The following is a 17,677-nucleotide window of genomic DNA, read 5'->3' on the forward strand; positions in this document are numbered from 1 at the left end:
GATTCAGTCGCGGGACTTCTTGCCCACTACGTTGCGCAATGTGCCTATGCCCTCGATGGTTGCCTCGACGACATCACCGGGATTGAGGAATCGGCCAGTTCCCATGCCGACACCGGCCGGCGAACCGGTGAACAGCACGTCACCGCAGGCGAATCTGGATCGCTGCTGGACAAAACGAATCAGTTGACCAACATCCCAGGTCATCTCTGCAGTTGAGCCGTCTTGTCGAATCTCGCCGTTGACCTTGAGGATTAGGCGCAGCTCAGGCGAGCCGGCTGGAAATTCGTCCTTGGTGACGATCCAGGGCCCAAGCCCGGTAGTACAGTCCTGACTCTTGGCCGCAAACAGGTCCATGCCGATACCCGCCGGACCACTGCGCTGCAGGTCCCGTGCGCTGACGTCGTTACCAACGGTGTAGCCCAGAACGCTGGCCAGCGGGTCATCGAGGTCTATCTCCGAACTACCGATCACTGCCACCAATTCGACCTCGTGGTCTAGCTCCTCGGTCAAAGGTGGATAGCGAATCGGGTCTTTAGCGCCGATCAGCGCACCGTAGGCCTTGAGGAAGGCCACTGGCTGTGAAGGGCTGGCGAGACCGAAGTCGTCAGCCAGGTGCTTGGCATAGTTTGCACCCGCCACCACCACCCGGTTGACCGGCTCTATCGGAGGTAGCAGGCACATCTTAGACAGCGGTAGCGACGGTCCGGAAAGGCGCAGGGCACTGATACCTGCCCCCCTGGCCAATGCAGGGGCCCACTGGGAAAATTCCCCATCGATGGCATGAACCTCGTCGCGCTCAGGGTCGACGACAGCCCAGAAGGGCCCCGTCTGGAAATAGGAACAGCGCGCCAGCTTCATCAGGCACCCACCTTGCCCACTTTGGTCGGATCCAGGTGCAGGAGATCGCAGGCGTTTTTCCAGCGGATCTTCTGCAGATCTTCGTCGGACAGACGCAGCCCATCCGTCAGGTCATGGCGCACCGCATCACTACCGCCGAAGTTGGAGCCGTACACCACACGATCAGCACCAATTACGTCCAGCATGGCCTGACGCATGGGGAGCTCGTGCAACTCCACGTCGAAATAGAAATTGGACAGATAATCCAGGAATGGCTTCTTGTTGTGATAGACGTCGAGGTTGGGATTGGTCTGCGCCATGCGCCCCAACTGATAGGGCACGAAGCCACCACCATGGGTGATGTAGACTTTCAGGTTCGGGAAGCGATCCAGCACACCACCATTGATCAGGTACCAGAAGCACTTGGTTTCGTCATAGTTCATACCGACGATCGCGGTTGTCTCATAGCGATCGGTATTGGCGTCCTTACCCCAGGTCACGGACTGGTTGTAGCCGTGCACGAAAATCGGCAGGTCGAGGTCGCACAGCGTCTCCCACACGGGATCTAGCTCGGGTGAGTCGTATTCCAGTCCGCCAAAGTTAGAGCCACCGGCAACCAGGCCCTTGGCGCCCAGTTCAGTGCAGGCACGACGGATTTCCTTGGCCGCTTCGAGCGGTACATTCAGTGGCGCGTGGGCCCAGAACATCAAGCGATTGGGCGCGGCGGAGCAGTAACTTGCCAGCGCATCATTGACCCGGCGAGCAAAGGGCACGGCGAACTCGGCTTCCGCCCAGTACATGTAGCAGTGGCTCGGCACCGAGAGCACCTGAGCAGCCTGACCCGCCGCATCCATCGCAGCGAGGCGATGGCTCGGATCACGCCATTTCGCCATGTATTCCGCCACGTTCAGCGTTTCGCCACGGGCATGCGCCTCGCGCAGGGCCTTCTTACGCTCCGGAGCCCCCAGGGTCAGTATCCAGTCACCCACTCGCAGCTTGATGTCGCCATCGGATTGCAACTCGAAGGCCGGCCCCCAGTAGGGATGTTGGTCGTAGTAATCGGGATGCGGCGCATGGGCGTGAAGATCGATGAGCATAATCTGGATACCTCAGGGTGGCATTTTTTATGTTTGTGTAGCGCAACGCTCGTGATGTAACCGATCTAGCCGGGTACACATCACTCAACATGCGCGTCAGGCCCGCTTTCATGGCGAAGCATAATTTTAAATTGATCATAAATCAAAAATCTGTTCAATTTATTTTTAAGATCACAATACACAACCCCTACCCCGCCCCCTTCGAGTCAAGCGGTGACAGAACGGCTCTAGGAGGGATGGGAAAGGAAAAAGGTGAGGAAGACAGGATCGAATAGGAAGGATGCGACTGAGCGAGAGCGGGGGCTAAAGCAGAGAGGACGGGGAAGGGAAGGGAAGGGGCCAGCCCCTCCCCCTAGCAGAGGGTGACTGCAAGGTCGATCAGCGGCGAGAGCGCGAGGTGGAACCGACAGTCAAGGCAACGATGAGCTTCCGCACACGTACCGGCAGGAGACGGCGACTAACCCCTTCAGGCACGAGCACCTCGCTCAGGACATAGCGAATGATCATTTCGCAGACCAGCTCCCTGTCGATCTTGATGCCTAGCCGGGCATCCCACTCATCGAACACGATCCCAAGCAGGTCCTGAAAGCGCACGATGGAATCATGGAATATCCGTCGGAAGAAACCCAGGGCGTAGTCGGGCGCCACCACAAGCAGACGTCGGGCGCGGCTCTGCTCAAGGTAATTATCCAGGTAGACAATCAGCGCATTCAAACGCGCGTCGGGGTCGGCAATATCCCCCAGCGCCAATGCCAGCGACTCATGGAAGCTGTCCCGCTTGTGACGAGAGAAGGTATCCAGCAAGTCTTCTTGGGAGGAGAAGTAGCGATAGAACGTCCCCCGGGACACCCCAGCCACCTGGCAAACATCCAGGATCGATATCCGATCTGCACCGGAACGCAGCACCACCTCCTCGGTGGCAGACAGGATATTCGTAACGGTCTCCTCGGAGCGCTTGTTGGGTCTTACTTTGCCATTCGCCGACGAGGCAACACCGTTTTTCTGAACAGGCCTTTTCGTTACGGCAGCAGGTTTCTCCGCCGGACTGGCCTTCTTTCTGACGGGCTTGTCACTCGCGCCCTTGCTCGATCTGGTGGCTTTCGAAGTCATTGACAAGGATTCTCATGGGATAAATGAGCGCAATCCTAGCACAAGATATAGGCATTATTAGCAAAATCTGTCCAAATTTTAACTGGAGACATCTGTAAAATTTGAATCTAGAATGGCATTCTCTCTTCAAAATAAAATCGCCTGCCCGCACCAGGACAGGCTCCAAGGAGATCGAGACATGAACGGCACAGGCCATCCGGACACCTGGTCCATGGGGGAACGAGACACTGTCATCGCAGCGCTTGAACGAGCGGCAGCGAAGCATCCAGACCGAGTCCTACTGGATTTCAGCGGAAAGTTATACACATATTCTGAAGTCGACTCGATTTCCACGCGCATGGCCCACGCACTCTCGAACCTCGGCGTACGACCAGGCGAGACCGTGCTGACAATGCTGGATAACAACATCGACGCAGTCGTGTGCTGGCTGGCGATCAACAAGCTGCGTGCAGTTAGCGTTCCGATAAACACCGCGCTCAAAGGCGAGTTCCTCCGTCACCAGATAGCTGACACCGGAACCCATCTGGTCATCTGCGAAGCGGACTACCTGCCACGCATCACTTCGCTGGCCGAGCAGCTCACTAACGTCACCCGGATTCTCTGCCGGGGTGACTTCATTGCTCCGAAGGACTGCCGCATTCCTATCGCCGCTTTGGATGAACACCGTGGCAATGACGACACACCTCTAAGCGTCAAGCCGGAACCTTCCGACTTGGCTTGTCTGATCTATACCTCTGGCACCACCGGCCCCTCAAAAGGCTGCATGATCAGTTACAACTTCATGTGCAACCTGGCGCGCCTGCAGCTGCGAGCCGGTCCGGCCAACGAAAACGACGTTACCATCACGCCCCTGCCGCTGTTCCACATGAACGCCTTGTGCGTCAGCATCATCGCCAGCATCCTGGTTGGTGCGCGGGCAGCGATCCTGCCGCGCTTCTCGGTCTCCAATTTCTGGCAGGAAGTCGAACGTTCCGGCGCTACTATTGCCTCTATCCTCGGCGGAATGGGTGGTCTGCTAGCTCACGCCCCTGACAACGAAGCGATGAGGCGCTGCCATGGTCAGATCCATACTGCCCGCGGCAACCCCTATACCGAGGAAACCAAGAAAATCTGGCGCGAACGCTTCGGCAGCAAACTGGTCGGCGGAAACGGCTACGGCCTCACCGAGGCTTGCGTAGTCACCTCTCTGGCCGCTGGCGAATACGCAGCGCCCGGCTCGTCCGGCAAGCGCATCCCAGACTTCGACGTGCGGATCGTCGATGACAATGATCAAGAGCTGCCCGCCAACACTCCCGGCGAAATCGTCGTCCGCCCATTGCGCCCAGATATCATGTTCCAAGGCTACTGGAATCGCCCCGAAGATACCCTGAAGCTAATGCGCAACATGTGGTTCCACACCGGCGACATCGGTAAGTTCGACGACGAAGGCTTCTTCTATTTCGTCGATCGCAAGAAGGATTACCTGCGCCGCCGTGGTGAAAATATCTCCAGCTTCGAGATGGAAGCCGCCTTTGCTGTGCACCCGGCCCTGGCCGAGGTTGCCGTGCATGCCGTGCCGTCCGACAAAGGCGAGGACGACGTCAAGGTGACCGCAGTGCTACATGAAGGGGCCTGCTTGACTCCGGAAGAGCTGTTCAACTGGGCTGTCGAATCGGTCCCCTACTACGCCCTGCCCCGCTATATTGAGTTCCGCACCAACCTGCCGAAGAATCCGCAGGGGCGCGTGCTGAAGTATGAGCTGCGCGAAGAAGGCAAGACAGCCGACACCTGGGACCTGGAAGACACTGAGATCAAGGTTGCCAAGCGCTGACCCACCCTGCAGCCCCGGCCTTGCTTTTGGGCTGGCCGGGGCTCGCTATCCATCCACTCGACAGCACCGGCTTGCAGCTCACCCTGAGTGACCTCGCCGCCGTGTTACAGAAAAAAGCGCGGCGGCATTAGCCGCGCTCGATACCTCCGTCAGTACTCGCGCACAGGTACGGTGGCCGGTCGGGAATTGTAGCCGGGGAGGTGCAGCCCGCCATCGACATGGAGAGTCTCGCCGGTGACGAAGCGCGACATCTCAGAAGCCAGAAACACCACGACTGGCCCAATGTCTTCCTCCGGCTCCCCGCAACGCCCTAGCGGGCGCAGGGCGGCGGAACGTTCGGCAAACCCTGGGTTCTCCGCCGCCAGCTTATGGAAGGTCGCCCCCATGGCAGTAGGCGCGATGGCATTCACACGAATGTTGAAGCGTCCCCATTCCGAGGCCGCACTGCGGGTCAAGCCGACGACCCCCGCCTTCGCTGCGTTGTAGTCACCATGCAACCAGGCACCGACCTCGGTGTCGATGGAGTAAAAGTTGATGATCTTGCCGCCGCCGCGCGCGCGCATGTGCGGCAGCGCAGCCTTCATCGACCACCAAGCGGCCCACAAGGTGGAGTCGAGGGTCCGAGCTAGCATCTCGTCGGTCTTCTCCTCCAGCAGCACATTGGGCGTGGGGGCGAACGCGTTGTTGACCAGAATGTCCAGCCCTCCGAAACGCTCCACTGTCACCCGGATAGCCGCCTCGATATCCACCTTGCTGGTCACGTCGGTCTTGATGAAAACCGCGCGTGCGCCAAGCGCCAGCAACTCGTCTTCCACAGCCTTGCCAGAGGCTTCGTCCAGCTCGGCTATCACGACCGCGGCGCCGGCCTTGGCAAAGCTCAATGCCACGCCGCGGCCAATACCGCCACCAGCTCCAGTCACCAGCGCTATCTGCTCGTGCAATAGCTTCATAATGAATTCCTTCTTGTTTTTAGATGAACACTTTTAAGTATACTGTTCAAATATACTTCAATCCGCAAGACCAGGCACCTGCGGAAACCAACGCAAGGAAAAAACGATGACCAACATGTTCCGCCGCCGAGTGGAAATCGTCTCTACGCCACAGGATGCAACACGAGAGGTACGGGCCGCTCTTGAGGACGATTTCCATCACTTCCGCGTCTGGCTACGCCATAGTGACGGCATGGTACGCGAGATCGGCGGGGAGGCCGTGCGCTACCCCTACTCCGCCTGCCCACAAGCGTCCGGCCAGTTGGAACAACTGATAGGCATGCCACTCAGCCATATCGCCCATTCAGTGACCCGGCAGACCGATGCCCAGCATCAATGCACACACCTGCTAGACCTTGCCGGCCTAGCCATCGCCAACGCGGCCCGTGGAACGCTCCGCCGATGCTACGATGTCCAGGTACCGGACCGCGTCGACGAACACACGACACCGGTACTGCTTCGTGATGGCAGGCTCCTGCTGAGCTGGGACGTACGAGGCTCGATCATCCAAGGGCCAGCGCCCTACTGTGGGGTAAACCTGCGCAAAGGAATGGCTCGCTGGGCCCTTAGCCACCTTCCCGAAGAGGATGCGGAAGCTGCGCTGCTGCTACGCCGGTGTACCCAGATCTCACTTGGCCGTCAGCATCCATTAGACTCCCAGGTCCATGCATCCAGCACCAGTCTCTGCTTTAGCCAGCAGCCGGCACGGGCTGCGCAGGCCCTGCGGATCAAGGGTTCAACGTGGGATTTCAGCGACACGGCAGCACGTCTATGCTCGGGCGACCAAGACTGGCTAGCCGGAGAGTAACCAGCCGGCCACTCCCCCCTTTCCCCTCAGGAGAAGGGATAAGCCAACCGGACGCAACAAAACTCCGACACAACGTGACGCCGGCTTCGGCAGATAACGTGCACTCCGAAAACGTCAGTCTGCCCCACAAAGACAGGGCCAACATAAAAGAACCCCGGCACCGGGATAACTCGCTCCGGCACCGAGGTTCACAACAGCATTGAGCGCCCCTTCAAAGAATGGAGCGCCAGGTTAGGGGCGTCAGAGGAACACTGCGAGGTTCGGCGTGCCCAACACGGCCTGGTCAAGAATGACCTCACGGCGCGCCAGCTTGAAACCCTCATCGGTCACACGCAACACATCCCGGCGCTCACCACTTATGATGTCGACATGGTGGTCCTTGAAGCGATTGCGGGTTAACAGTAAGTAGCTGGTCACCACGAATTCGTTGGACTTTTCGGTCTCCTCGACGAAGACGTTGGTCACCAGACGTCGGGTGCGCGAGGGCGGATCCTCCGCCCACGCACTCTTGCCGGACAGCCGCAGAATTCGCCCCATGATCGAGCGGTAGTCGTCATGGTAATGCTGCACGGTACGCACGATGGTGGTGGACAACTCCGACTGCAGGCGGGTGTGGCGAAGCGGTACGGTATAGACGAGGTCTGGGGCCAAGCGTGCGCCCCACTCCTGCAGACGAATCTGATCCAACAAGGTCGCCTCCTCATAGAGGAAGGTCACCACCTGGTTGTAGATATCCGAACCTACCGAGACGCGCTTGATGCCGACGGGCGATCCCGGCTGGATCTGATCGACACCGCGCTCTTGTACTTGGGCCATGGGTAACTCCTGAAATGTGTGGTTTTGCCTGGAACGACGCGACGATCAGCCCTCCGCCGTCATCAGTTCATGCCAGTACAACCACCAATGCCACTGGGTGTCGTCCTTGGTGAAGCCCTCGTTGACGATGCCCGGCCCTGGCCAGCCCGCAGGCGCGCCGGTCTCATAGCAGGCTTGGTACTTGAGGGTCATCTGGCGGCCCATCGCGCCCTTGGCAGCCAGGGTCATGTGCGGCCAAGTGTCGGAGTCATCCTGCTCGACCATCCCGGAGGTACCGAATAGCTGGATAGTCTGCTTGAGCATCTTCTCGCGCAGTTCTGCCGGCGCGTCCTTCTCGGCGAAGATCCAGTTGACGAACTCGAGCTTGTCGGGCCCCTGAGGCACATAGGCGTGCATGGTCATGGAACCAACCACCGATCCATCCGGCTGCGGGATATAGACGAACCCGAACAGTATGTTCGGGAACATTCCCCCGACCTGCGGCGGCATGCTGGTCAGTACCTTGAGCTGCTCCTCGCTGAGATTGCGCGCCAGTTGCTCAACCATCTCACGCGTCATCCCGGCCGGCGGCAAGGCGTTCAGCTTCTCCTGTACCGACAGTTCCGCAGGATCGAGACCGGTAAGGCGTTTTATTTTGCGGGCCAGGTCAATGCAGCGAAGAGCATGGCCGTGCGGCGAACTGACCTCTACCCCGATCATCTCTGGACTGAGGTCGGCGCCTTCACCTTCACCGTCGCCTTTCTTCGCATAGTTACCGACCTCGCCCAGCCAGCGGTGCAGGGTCAGTGTATGGAAGCCATCGGCGGCGGACTGCTCACCAGCGGTCTTCCAGTTGGCGTTGACAATGAAGCGCTGCGGCGGACCGAGCACTTCCATGCCCTTGTCAGAACGGCAGAACAGCATGTCGTAATACCACTTGGCGTCGCCGAGGAACTCATCGAAGGAGGGGCCGTCGATGTTCCAAGTGGCGAAGATCAGCCCACCATAGAGCGTGACCCGAGCCTTCTTCAGGCCAAGCGCCTCCTTTGGCAAGATCTTGCCATGCATACATTCGCGCTCCACCGGCGAGCCGATGAAGTCACCGTTGGGACGGAACGCCCAGCCGTGATAGATGCACTTGTGGATTTGCGTGTTGCCGCAGTCGGCAGTGCTGATGCGCATGCCGCGGTGGGGACAGACGTTGAGGTTTACATAAACCTCTCCCTCCTTGCCACGGGCGACAATCACCGAGTCGGAACCCATGTCGCGCACAACAAAGTCGCCGGAGTTGGGAATCTCGGACTCATGGCCGAGGAACACCCAGATCTTGCCGAAGATCTTCTCCATCTCCAACTCGTAGATCTCGCGGTCCGACAACACGCGCATCTGGACTTCGCGGGTATCGGGGAAGATAAGGTCGGAAACCTTGGTTCCGTCGGACAATACAGGACTTGTTCTTGTTAGCATGATTGCCTCCTGATCAGGGCACTACGGCGAATAAAAGCCTCGGCAGAATATAAGACACTTTTAATAAAAATGTACATATAAAGCGCAAGACAAAATACTGGGATATGACGTGCCAACAGAGCTGCGGCTTGAGACACATCAGCCCCCCCTTTGCTCCGCGCACCCCACCCGGGTGCGCAGCACACCAATTCCCTCCACAGCCAGTTCGACCAGATCGCCAGGATTCAGATAGCGCAATTGCTCCAGGCCACAGCCGTTGCCGACCGTGCCGGAGCCGAGGAACTCCCCGGGATAGAGCGTTTCCGAACGCGACACATGGGCGATGACGTCCTCGAAGGACCAGCGCATATCACGAGTGTTGCCACGCCCCCACTCCTCGCCGTTCACCTTCGCGACCATTTCCAGATCGTAGGGGTCGCCCAACTCATCAGCCGTCACCAGGCATGGCCCCATGATGTTCGCCGTATCGAAGTCCTTGCTCTTGGCTGGGCCAAGCATGCCGGGCATCTCCGCAGCCTGGGCGTCGCGGGCGCTCATATCGTTGAAGATGGTGTAGCCGACGATGTGCGAGCGAGCTGCATCGCGACTGATGTCCTTACCACGCTTGCCGATGTAGCAGCCGAACTCCAGCTCGAAGTCGAGTGCCTTGCTGAAACTCGGCCATTGGAATTCGTCGTCAGTACCGATGACCGCGAAGCGGTTGCATTTGTAGTAGATGGGTTGGCGGTTGAAGGTTTCGATGACGCGCTCGTCGGCACGTGCATTCATCGCTTTGAGCGTAGCCTCAGGGTCTGGCGTCCGCAGCGCGCGAGCCCGGCGTGCTGCGGCAAAGCTCTGCCGCAGGTGTAGCTCGAAACAGGAGCAGTCGCGCATTTGCGGCGGCGGCTGAATCGGTGCGTGCAGCTTCACCGCCGCCCGGGCACGCACAGCTCTTGCAGGAACCAGCTCCACCATCGAACGGGCAAGAGCCAACCCCTCCTCCCCGGCCTCGACCAGCGCCAGCACGCTGGCCAACTCGGGACGCTCATTTCCATACCGGACCTGGCAGGCGGCCTGTAGGTCCAGGACGATCTGGTCGTGCTCCAGCAAGGCACCGGCACGTGCGACCCTGTTGCCGTCGGTAAAGGTTACCAATCTCATGACTTTTGTACTCCAGTCGAAGAGCAGCAGAAGGTCACGGGCGTCATACCCGACCAGATACGGGCAGGCAGGCACCCGTGATAGGTGTGGCGTCGTCCGAGAGCAGGAACGCAATCACTCTGGCCAAAGCTCCCGGCGTTACCCAACGACTGGCATCGGCGTCCGGCATGGCTGCGCGATTCGCTGGGGTGTCGATGATGCTTGGCAGTACAGCATTGACGGTGACCCCACGGTCTTTTAACTCTTCAGCCAGCGCCTCAGTGAGGCGTGCCACTCCGGATTTAGAGGCGGCATACGCGCCCATGCCCGGGCCCGCCTTCAGGGATGCTAGAGCACCAATGTTGACGATGCGTCCGGATGCGGCAGCAAGCAAATAGGGCAGCGCAGCCTGGCTGCTGACTAGAGCCGTACGAAGGTTGATCTGATACAGGCGATCCCAAGTATCCAAAGCACCATCCTCGAATGATTCCCAGGCGAACCCGCCAGCGACGTTGACTAGGCCGTCGAGATGTCCGAAGCGCTCCACCACCCGGGCCACAGCAAACCGCGCCGACTCGGCAGAGGTTAGGTCGACGCCGCCCAAGGGCAGAACCCCAGAAACATCGCCCAGACTAGCTGGAACTTCGGTGCGATCGAGCAGAGCAACCTGCGCACCGCGCTCCAGCAGCAGGCGGCCCACGGCCCCGCCGAGGGCACCGAAGCCGCCGGTGACGATGATTGTCTTGTCTTGCAAAGGCCGGGACATGGCAAAAGGATCCTCTTGTTGTTAGATGGCGAGCTATATGGCTAGCGCATAGCCCCGCACAAATATATGACACTTTTAAAAAATATGTGCAATTATTAGCACGCATACATCCAAACCAGTGCTCTCAGGTTCCGCGAATGATCAGAAAACTGCCCGCCCTCAACGCTGATAACCGCGCCTTCTGGCAAGGCGGCGAGCACGGTCGACTGTTGATCCACCACTGTCATGGCTGCACGCACTATTTCCACCCGCCCGGGCCAATCTGCCCCCGCTGCGCGAGCCTGGACGTCGCACCTCGTGAGGTATCAGGAAAAGGCAAGGTGCTGAGCTACACCCTCAACTACCAGCCTTGGGTCGCTGACCTGGAAGTGCCCTACGCCGTCGCCATCATCGAGCTGGTCGAGCAGCAGGGCCTGCGTTTCGTCAGCAATGTAATTGGGATGGACCCGCTCCAAGTGCGGATCGACATGCCTGTACGGGTCAGCTTCCTCCACGTCGAGGATGTCTGGCTCCCTCTGTTCGAGAAGGATCAATGATGCTCCCTCATCGCTACGAAAAAGAGGTCGCCATCACTGGCATCGGTCAGTCCGAGGTGGCCCGACCTTCCAGCAAGTCGGCCATGCGCCTGACCCTTGATGCCTGCCTGGAAGCCATTGCCGATGCTGGCCTGGAGCGCCATGAGATCGACGGCGTCGCCTGCTGGCCGGGCGACAACAACAATGGCGATCCCTTCTCGCCGGTCGGTCCCAGCGCCCTGAAAAGCGCCTTGGGGTTGAACGTCAACTGGTTCGGCGCCGGCTACGAGGGGCCCGGCCCATTGGCCGGGGTGATCAACGGAACGATGGCCATCGCCGCCGGTCTTTGCCGCCACGTCCTGGTTTTCCGTACCATCACCGAGGCTTCGGCGCGCCAGCACAACAAGCAGGCGGGAGCGCTGACCAACAAGACCCAGGGACGTGATAGCAGCTACGCCTGGCAATGGCTGACGCCCTTCAATATCATGTCCGGCATCAACCTGATGGCCCTCTACGCGCAGCGCCATTTCCACGACTATGGCACGCGCCCCGAACAGCTCGCGCAGATCGCGTTGACCTGCCGGCGCAATGCTGCGCGCAATCCTAAGGCCATCTACCGCACACCGATGACGATGGACGACTATTTGCAATCGCGGATGATCTCCACGCCCCTACGCATGTACGACTGTGATGTGCATTGCGATGCCTCCACCGCCATCGTCCTGTCGCGCCGCGATGCCGCACGGGACACGCGCAATACTCCGATTCGCATAGAGGCCATCGGTGCCGCACTGAACCAGCCGTGGTCCTGGGACCAGATCTCCCTGACTGAGATGGCAGCCTTCGACGTTGCCCGGATGATGTGGTCGCGCACCGACTACACGCCGGTTGATGTCGGCTCGGCTCAACTCTACGACGGCTTTTCGATCCTCACCATGATCTGGCTGGAAGCCCTGGGTCTGTGCCCGGTGGGACAAAGCGGCGCCTTTGTTGAAGGCGGAGGGAGGATCGCCCTGGACGGCGAGCTGCCACTCAATACCAACGGTGGCCAACTGTCCGGAGGACGCACCCACGGCCTAGGCTATGTCCACGAAGCATGTCTGCAGTTATGGGGACGCGCACGAGGACGCCAGACTGCTCCGCATTCACTCTCTGTGGTGGCCGCCGGCGGCGGCCCATTGGGCGGCAGCCTGCTGCTGGCCCGTGACTGACACGGCCACCAGCAAGAGATCAGAACAGAATACCCGCCAGTTCGGCACAGAACTCGATCAGCTCGGCAGCCAGTTCGCCAACCCCCTCGTCGTCTCGCTGGCCGCGGAACATCACGGCGGAGACAGTGAAATCGATAGTGCCCTCAGGGGAATACACTGGCGCAGCGACTGCCTGGATACCAACCGAGAAATACCCATCGTCCACTGCCCAACCCCGTTCCGCGGCTAGGTGAACCTCCTCGCGATAGATCTCGATTGGCAAGGGACGCGCCCAGCGTATCCGATGGTAGATATCCTCGAATGCCGGCGTGTCCAGGTCCAACTGGGTCGAGAACAGCCGACCGCTGGCGCCCATCAGCATCGGAAAGCGCTGCCCCTCGGCCATGTCGATGCGCACATCGGCAGGACTGGCCGCCGAGCTGACGATGACTATGCGATCCGCCCCCATGCGCCGCCAAAGGGTGATGGTTACCTGCATGCGCGCTGCGAATTCCTGTAGCAGCGGCTTAACCAATTGCACACGCTGCCCTTGGGTAACCAGTTGCCCAACCAGGCGGGCCAGCCCCAGGCCGGCCGAATAGCGCTTGGACATCGGGTTGAAATCGATCACATCTTCCATGAACAAGGTACGCAAGATATTGAAGCAGGTGCTGGGGTTGATCGACAGGCGCCGGGCGATGTCCACCGAACGCTCCGGCGCCCCGCTCTGACTCAAATGGCGGAGAATGCGAATCGCGTTAGCGACCGGTTTCACCGTGACGCTGGCACCCTTGCGACTACTGCCTGCTTCCGTGAACTCTGGGCTTTCCATAGGAGCGTTCTCTATTATTTTCAGCCGATAAATTCTATAACGAGAACACTATCGGCCAGCAAATTTAATATAGAGATTTCTAGACACCCTCTACCGGTGCTTGATTGATATAGCGTCGGATCGATCGGTCCTCGCGAAAAGGCGAAAGCAGTACTGCCTGCGCCACGTCCCCCCGGGTCATGCGCCCGCACTGCCGCAGGTAATCCAGCCACGACTCGACGATGAAGCGCTCTACGTAGCGGTTGGGCTCCTCTAGATCACGGTACAAGCGCCAATTCCGCGCACCATTACGCCGTCGCGTCTGGCCGACGCCATAAACCACACGCAGGAACGCCTCACGTCCGGCAGCATCCACCTGGTAGCCGACCTCAATGCACACCGGCCCGTCGCCGTGGTCGACGCCCTCAGCGACCAGCATCGGCTTATCCGTCTGCAGGGCATCGGCAAAGTCAGCTTCGCGGCCCATCTCGATGGCCCCGCTACGAGTCAGGAACAAGCCCAGGAAGATGCTCGATGCCGATAGCAGCAGACTTTGCTGCAAGCCCAGGTATTGCGTGATAGCCCCCCACAGGGCACCACCAAGGGCCATCGAGCCCATCAGCACCAGGAGGTATACCGAGGCGACACGTGCTCGCACCCAGTTCGCAGCATAAGTCTGTACCACGGTGGAGATGGTCGCGTTCACCGCCATCCAGCCCATGCCGGCCAGCAGAAGCGTGGCGCAGATCACCACCTGGCTGCGCGACAGCGCCGCCGCCAGGGTCGCCACGGCAAAGGCGAGGGCCCCGATATCGATCAACCGTCGCAGAGCAAAACGCCGATAGACGCTGGTCAGGCCGAGCGCAGCAAGGACCGCGCCAGTCCCCATAAACGCCATCAGCAGTCCATAGCCACCCGCGTCCATGTGCAACTCCTCCTTGGCTACCAGCGGCATCAGCGCCCATAGCGCGCTGGCGCAACTGGTGAACACGAATACCTGCCTGAGCGCGCTAGACAGAACCGTCGAGTGGCGGATGTAGCGCAGGCCGCTGCGCATGCCGCCGGCTAAGGTTTCAGGTGGTAAGCCGTCGGCATGGACGCGAGCCGGCAGACGGTAGATGAATACGAGCACTGCAGCCATGCACAGTGCGATGACCAGAAATACTGCGGCACTGGTCCACCAGACGATCAGTAGGCCGGCCAGAGCCGGCCCCAGGGCCCGAGTGGCATTGATGGAAATACCATTGAGAGCGACCGCCGCCGGCACCTGCTCACGCGGGATGACTCCGACCACAGTCACCATCCAGGCCGCCATACCCAAGGCGCTGCCGCCCCCCAGCAGGAACGTGAACAGCAGCAGCGACCAGGCCCCCAGCAGTCCCACCCAATCCAGCAGGCAGAGCGCTGCGGCCGCCACCAAGATGACCGCCTGGGTGAGAAGCAACAGACGGCGCGGATCCATGCGGTCAGCGAGCACCCCGCCCGGCAAACCGAACAGGAAGACAGGCAGAGTAATGGCTGTCTGCACCAGGGAAACCATCAGGGGTGATGCCGATAGCTGGGTCATGATCCAAGCTGCCCCCACGGTCTGCATCCAGATCGCTAGGTTGGCAAGCGCGCAGGCTAGCCAAAGGCTGACGAACAGCCCATGACGCAAGGGCGCCCAGAACGAAGAGTGTTCCGCCCCTGCCAAAGCAACGTTGGCCTGCCTGTCCATACTCATTCGCCGTCGGGCCTGCCCAGCCGCCCAGCACTTCGCGCAGCAGGCAGTCTACGCTGGCGGCCAACCCGGTTGCGCAGCTCGCCGATCCCGCCGATACGCGCCTCGACCAAATCCCCCGACGCGAGGAAGCGACCGTCCTCCAGGCCCACACCGTGAGTCGAGCCGGTGAACACCAGGTCGCCCGGCCGCAAGCTGATACGCGCATCGAGGTAATTGAGCAATTCGTCCACCGGGAAGATCATCTGCCGAGTATTGTCCCTCTGGCGCGGCTCACCGTTGACCTCCAGCCCCATCTCCAACTCAGGCTGTCCGATGCCGCCTAATTCGTCGAGAGTGACGATCCAGGGACCGATCGGTGTAGTGCGATCCATGGATTTCTGGGTTAGCAGGTCGAGGCGACCGATACGCCTCCCCGCATCCCGCGCACTGATGTCATTGCCGACCGTGTAGCCGAGCAGGCAAGCGCTGGCCTGCGCCTCCTCGCCTAGCGGCCGGGCAACCACAGCGACCAACTCGACCTCATAGTCGAGCTGTCCGGTCAGGGCCGGATAGGCTATTTCGTCGTACGCCCCCACCAGCGCGGAATCCGGCTTCAAGTAGGCCAGTGGATGAGCCGGAGGCGAACTGCCAAGACGCTCAAGATGGCTACGATAGTTCAAGCCCACGCCAAAAACACGCGCCCCCGGTTCCAAGGGCGGCAGCAGACGGCACGCCGACAGCGCAAGGCGTTCATCATCGAGTCCTAGGTTGATCCAGCCCCCCTGGCCGATCGCCTGCGCCCAAGCAGCGAATGGCTCGCGAACACGACGAAGGTGCTGCAGATCCGGATCGAGCAACCCCCAGAATACCTCACCGCCCACCTCCACCCTAGCCAGGCGCAAGCTCAGCGCTTCTTGCCGGCTAGGTACTCAGCGTCCAGCACTTCCTCGGGGGTACGCACGCTCGGCCCAAGGATCGGACCAACCATCTCATGACCCCATAGACTCAGAGTCTCGGGGTTGAGCTCATAGGGATCGCCCTGCCACGGCTCAATCTCGGCTATGGTCTCGAAGGCAAAGCCGGAGGGGGTGAAGTGGTAGAAGGACAGATGCGGATCCTGGCTGTGCTGGCCAAGAGTCATCATCATCGGCAGTTCACGCTTGCGCACGATATCGTAGGTTTCCCCCACATCCCGCACATTGCGCACGAACAGACCGACATGCTGCACCCCCATGCGCCCTGGACCGTGGCCGTAGGCAATGTCATGGCTGGTCTTGTCGTTCAGCTTGGCGCGGAAGAAGCCGGTTCGGCCCTTGCCGGCGCCGGCTCCGTACCAGTGGAAGCCCATCACATCAAGCAGGAAGCGCTCTAGCTCCGGGGTGTATTCCGGGGTGATCACCACTACGTGTCCAGCACCACGTTCATCGGCCAGGAAACCGGTATGCGGTCGACCGGGAATGAAAGAGCGCGGCGTCCACTTCTGTCCGTAGAACAGCTCGTACTGGTAACCCACCGGATCGCGGAAACGTACTACTTCACGCACCCCACGCAGCTCGCAAAACGCCGTATCGCCACGGACGAACTCAACTCCCGCAGCCTCGAGCTTCCTCAGACCGGCCTCGAAGGCCATGCGTCCAACCGCCTCCCAACCGATATAGGCAAGGCGATCCACCTTGCCGGGATGAAAGGCAAAGCGGTGCCGCCGGTCGTCGATCCTGAAATATAACGACTCCAGATCGCTGTCCGGCGACTTGCCAACGCCGAAGCCCATGACCTGCGGGCCATATTCGCGCCAGGCGTCAAGGTTCGCGGTCTCGAACCCCATGTAACCGATGCCGATGATATCCATGCCTTCACCTTCTTGTTCGAATGTCTTGGGAGGAACTGTTGTGCCTAGCTAGATAGCCAGCAGACCACCATCGATGACGAAATCAGACCCGGTTACGAAGGAAGCCTCGCCGGATGCCAGGAACAACGCCAGGGCGACCACTTCCTCCGGCTCGCCAGGACGATCCATCAGGACACCATCGAGAAGCGCCGCTCGCGCCACCGGATTCTCCAGGAACTCCGAGGTTCCCGGGGTAGCGATGAAGCCCGGACTTAGACTAACGGCGCGAATCCCCAGGGGAGCCCCTTCGACAGCAAGTTGCCGAGTAAAGGACACCACCGCTCCCTTCGCTGCGGCATGCGCGGAAATTCCCGCGACCTTGGAGCCGCCCCAGGCTGCTGTGGAAGAAACATTGATAATGACTCCGCGCCGCTCGGCCAGATGGTTCCAGGCGTACTTGGTGGTATAGAACAGCAGGTCGATCTCGTTGCGAATGGTGTAATGCCAATCCTCGACAGACAGTTCATTGACCTTGCCGAAGCGAGCCGCCGATGCATTGTTGTACAAGATATCGATGCCACCATGCTCAACGACGGCCGCCTCGACCCAAGCCCTGGCCTGCTCATGGTCACCGAGGTCGACGGACGCTCGACCATGCAAACGAAGTCCCTGAGCGCTTAGCAGAGTGGCGGTTTCCTCGTGCGCTGCACCATTAAAGTCGCAGCCCACGACAATAGCGCCCTCGCGGGCGAAGCGCAGCGCCGCCGCCCTACCCTGGCCACCGCCAGTTCCGGTGATCAGCGCGACTTTACCTTCAAGACGCCCAGTCATTA

The 17,677-nt window shown here is 60.2% G+C and carries 17 protein-coding genes; 4 read left to right on the top strand and 13 right to left on the bottom strand.

The features are described 5' to 3' along the window. Window positions 1-3: 3 nt before the first annotated feature. The 3 genes from ACYCAX_RS15755 to ACYCAX_RS15765 all read right to left on the bottom strand — a co-directional run bounded on the left by ACYCAX_RS15755 (window position 4) and on the right by ACYCAX_RS15765 (window position 3,044). Window positions 4-858 (bottom strand): fumarylacetoacetate hydrolase family protein, encoded by an 855-nt coding sequence (locus ACYCAX_RS15755; protein WP_033970236.1) that lies wholly within the window; start codon window positions 856-858, stop codon window positions 4-6. Further along, window positions 858-1,934 carry an amidohydrolase family protein gene (locus ACYCAX_RS15760; RefSeq protein WP_033970234.1) on the bottom strand — a complete coding sequence of 359 codons (1,077 nt, stop codon included), beginning with the start codon at window positions 1,932-1,934 and terminating at the stop codon, window positions 858-860. The genes ACYCAX_RS15755 and ACYCAX_RS15760 overlap by 1 nt, the downstream gene beginning before the upstream one ends. A 378-nt stretch (window positions 1,935-2,312) precedes the next feature. Further along, window positions 2,313-3,044: a TetR/AcrR family transcriptional regulator gene (locus ACYCAX_RS15765; protein WP_043158290.1), complete on the bottom strand. Its 732-nt coding sequence runs from the start codon at window positions 3,042-3,044 to the stop codon at window positions 2,313-2,315. A 178-nt stretch (window positions 3,045-3,222) separates the two neighbouring features. On the opposite strand from ACYCAX_RS15765, the gene ACYCAX_RS15770 reads away from it, so the two are divergent. Next, entirely contained in the window at window positions 3,223-4,854 is a 1,632-nt protein-coding gene (locus ACYCAX_RS15770; protein ID WP_033970230.1) for an ATP-dependent acyl-CoA ligase, read from the top strand. 149 nt (window positions 4,855-5,003) lie between these two features. On the opposite strand, the gene ACYCAX_RS15775 is transcribed toward ACYCAX_RS15770, so the two are convergent. Next, the gene (locus ACYCAX_RS15775) at window positions 5,004-5,804 is read right to left on the bottom strand and encodes an SDR family NAD(P)-dependent oxidoreductase (protein ID WP_049311106.1); all 801 of its coding nucleotides are present in this window, start codon (window positions 5,802-5,804) and stop codon (window positions 5,004-5,006) included. Window positions 5,805-5,910: 106 nt separating this feature from the next. Here ACYCAX_RS15775 and ACYCAX_RS15780 point away from each other — a divergent pair, with 106 nt between their 5' ends. Further along, on the top strand, window positions 5,911-6,651 hold the full coding sequence (locus ACYCAX_RS15780; protein ID WP_049311105.1) for a DUF2889 domain-containing protein: 741 nt from the start codon (window positions 5,911-5,913) through the stop codon (window positions 6,649-6,651). Window positions 6,652-6,891: 240 nt separating this feature from the next. Here ACYCAX_RS15780 and ACYCAX_RS15785 read toward each other — a convergent pair whose 3' ends face one another. The 4 genes from ACYCAX_RS15785 to ACYCAX_RS15800 form a co-directional block, all read right to left on the bottom strand. Next, window positions 6,892-7,467 carry an aromatic-ring-hydroxylating dioxygenase subunit beta gene (locus ACYCAX_RS15785; protein ID WP_033970220.1) on the bottom strand — a complete coding sequence of 192 codons (576 nt, stop codon included), beginning with the start codon at window positions 7,465-7,467 and terminating at the stop codon, window positions 6,892-6,894. Between the two features lie 45 nt (window positions 7,468-7,512). Beyond that, window positions 7,513-8,913 carry an aromatic ring-hydroxylating dioxygenase subunit alpha gene (locus ACYCAX_RS15790; RefSeq protein ID WP_033970218.1) on the bottom strand — a complete coding sequence of 467 codons (1,401 nt, stop codon included), beginning with the start codon at window positions 8,911-8,913 and terminating at the stop codon, window positions 7,513-7,515. 138 nt (window positions 8,914-9,051) lie between these two features. After that, window positions 9,052-10,053 (bottom strand): fumarylacetoacetate hydrolase family protein, encoded by a 1,002-nt coding sequence (locus ACYCAX_RS15795; protein WP_033970217.1) that lies wholly within the window; start codon window positions 10,051-10,053, stop codon window positions 9,052-9,054. 43 nt (window positions 10,054-10,096) lie between these two features. Continuing rightward, window positions 10,097-10,798 (bottom strand): SDR family NAD(P)-dependent oxidoreductase, encoded by a 702-nt coding sequence (locus ACYCAX_RS15800; RefSeq protein WP_033970216.1) that lies wholly within the window; start codon window positions 10,796-10,798, stop codon window positions 10,097-10,099. Window positions 10,799-10,935: 137 nt separating this feature from the next. Here ACYCAX_RS15800 and ACYCAX_RS15805 point away from each other — a divergent pair, with 137 nt between their 5' ends. Then, window positions 10,936-11,334, top strand: coding sequence for a Zn-ribbon domain-containing OB-fold protein (locus ACYCAX_RS15805; RefSeq protein WP_049311104.1), 399 nt, complete (start codon window positions 10,936-10,938; stop codon window positions 11,332-11,334). Next, window positions 11,334-12,524: a thiolase family protein gene (locus tag ACYCAX_RS15810; RefSeq protein WP_049311103.1), complete on the top strand. Its 1,191-nt coding sequence runs from the start codon at window positions 11,334-11,336 to the stop codon at window positions 12,522-12,524. The genes ACYCAX_RS15805 and ACYCAX_RS15810 overlap by 1 nt, the downstream gene beginning before the upstream one ends. A gap of 19 nt (window positions 12,525-12,543) precedes the next feature. Here ACYCAX_RS15810 and ACYCAX_RS15815 read toward each other — a convergent pair whose 3' ends face one another. The 5 genes from ACYCAX_RS15815 to ACYCAX_RS15835 all read right to left on the bottom strand — a co-directional run bounded on the left by ACYCAX_RS15815 (window position 12,544) and on the right by ACYCAX_RS15835 (window position 17,675). Beyond that, a complete protein-coding gene (locus tag ACYCAX_RS15815; RefSeq protein WP_033970213.1) occupies window positions 12,544-13,335 on the bottom strand; it encodes an IclR family transcriptional regulator in 792 nt (263 codons plus the stop codon). 79 nt (window positions 13,336-13,414) lie between these two features. Next, window positions 13,415-15,037 carry an MFS transporter gene (locus ACYCAX_RS15820; RefSeq protein ID WP_049311102.1) on the bottom strand — a complete coding sequence of 541 codons (1,623 nt, stop codon included), beginning with the start codon at window positions 15,035-15,037 and terminating at the stop codon, window positions 13,415-13,417. Next, window positions 15,034-15,918, bottom strand: coding sequence for a fumarylacetoacetate hydrolase family protein (locus ACYCAX_RS15825; RefSeq protein ID WP_049311101.1), 885 nt, complete (start codon window positions 15,916-15,918; stop codon window positions 15,034-15,036). The genes ACYCAX_RS15820 and ACYCAX_RS15825 overlap by 4 nt, the downstream gene beginning before the upstream one ends. 2 nt (window positions 15,919-15,920) lie before the next feature. Beyond that, window positions 15,921-16,865 (bottom strand): VOC family protein, encoded by a 945-nt coding sequence (locus tag ACYCAX_RS15830; RefSeq protein WP_033970210.1) that lies wholly within the window; start codon window positions 16,863-16,865, stop codon window positions 15,921-15,923. Window positions 16,866-16,913: 48 nt separating this feature from the next. After that, complete coding sequence (locus tag ACYCAX_RS15835) at window positions 16,914-17,675, bottom strand: SDR family NAD(P)-dependent oxidoreductase (protein ID WP_033970209.1); 762 nt, start codon at window positions 17,673-17,675, stop codon at window positions 16,914-16,916. Between the last annotated feature and the right edge of the window lie 2 nt (window positions 17,676-17,677).

The organism is Pseudomonas sp. MT3 (assembly GCF_054720805.1).

Excerpts from the sequence above, each read along its gene's own strand:
- ACYCAX_RS15775 (WP_049311106.1), bottom strand. The coding sequence starts at position 5,804 with ATGAAGCTATTGCACGAGCAGATAGCGCTGGTGACTGGAGCTGGTGGC.
- ACYCAX_RS15765 (WP_043158290.1), bottom strand. The coding sequence starts at position 3,044 with ATGACTTCGAAAGCCACCAGATCGAGCAAGGGCGCGAGTGACAAGCCC.
- ACYCAX_RS15805 (WP_049311104.1), top strand. The coding sequence starts at position 10,936 with ATGATCAGAAAACTGCCCGCCCTCAACGCTGATAACCGCGCCTTCTGG.
- ACYCAX_RS15820 (WP_049311102.1), bottom strand. The coding sequence starts at position 15,037 with ATGAGTATGGACAGGCAGGCCAACGTTGCTTTGGCAGGGGCGGAACAC.
- ACYCAX_RS15795 (WP_033970217.1), bottom strand. The coding sequence starts at position 10,053 with ATGAGATTGGTAACCTTTACCGACGGCAACAGGGTCGCACGTGCCGGT.
- ACYCAX_RS15835 (WP_033970209.1), bottom strand. The coding sequence starts at position 17,675 with ATGACTGGGCGTCTTGAAGGTAAAGTCGCGCTGATCACCGGAACTGGC.
- ACYCAX_RS15755 (WP_033970236.1), bottom strand. The coding sequence starts at position 858 with ATGAAGCTGGCGCGCTGTTCCTATTTCCAGACGGGGCCCTTCTGGGCT.
- ACYCAX_RS15780 (WP_049311105.1), top strand. The coding sequence starts at position 5,911 with ATGACCAACATGTTCCGCCGCCGAGTGGAAATCGTCTCTACGCCACAG.
- ACYCAX_RS15760 (WP_033970234.1), bottom strand. The coding sequence starts at position 1,934 with ATGCTCATCGATCTTCACGCCCATGCGCCGCATCCCGATTACTACGAC.
- ACYCAX_RS15800 (WP_033970216.1), bottom strand. The coding sequence starts at position 10,798 with ATGTCCCGGCCTTTGCAAGACAAGACAATCATCGTCACCGGCGGCTTC.
- ACYCAX_RS15770 (WP_033970230.1), top strand. The coding sequence starts at position 3,223 with ATGAACGGCACAGGCCATCCGGACACCTGGTCCATGGGGGAACGAGAC.
- ACYCAX_RS15830 (WP_033970210.1), bottom strand. The coding sequence starts at position 16,865 with ATGGATATCATCGGCATCGGTTACATGGGGTTCGAGACCGCGAACCTT.
- ACYCAX_RS15815 (WP_033970213.1), bottom strand. The coding sequence starts at position 13,335 with ATGGAAAGCCCAGAGTTCACGGAAGCAGGCAGTAGTCGCAAGGGTGCC.
- ACYCAX_RS15790 (WP_033970218.1), bottom strand. The coding sequence starts at position 8,913 with ATGCTAACAAGAACAAGTCCTGTATTGTCCGACGGAACCAAGGTTTCC.
- ACYCAX_RS15785 (WP_033970220.1), bottom strand. The coding sequence starts at position 7,467 with ATGGCCCAAGTACAAGAGCGCGGTGTCGATCAGATCCAGCCGGGATCG.
- ACYCAX_RS15810 (WP_049311103.1), top strand. The coding sequence starts at position 11,334 with ATGCTCCCTCATCGCTACGAAAAAGAGGTCGCCATCACTGGCATCGGT.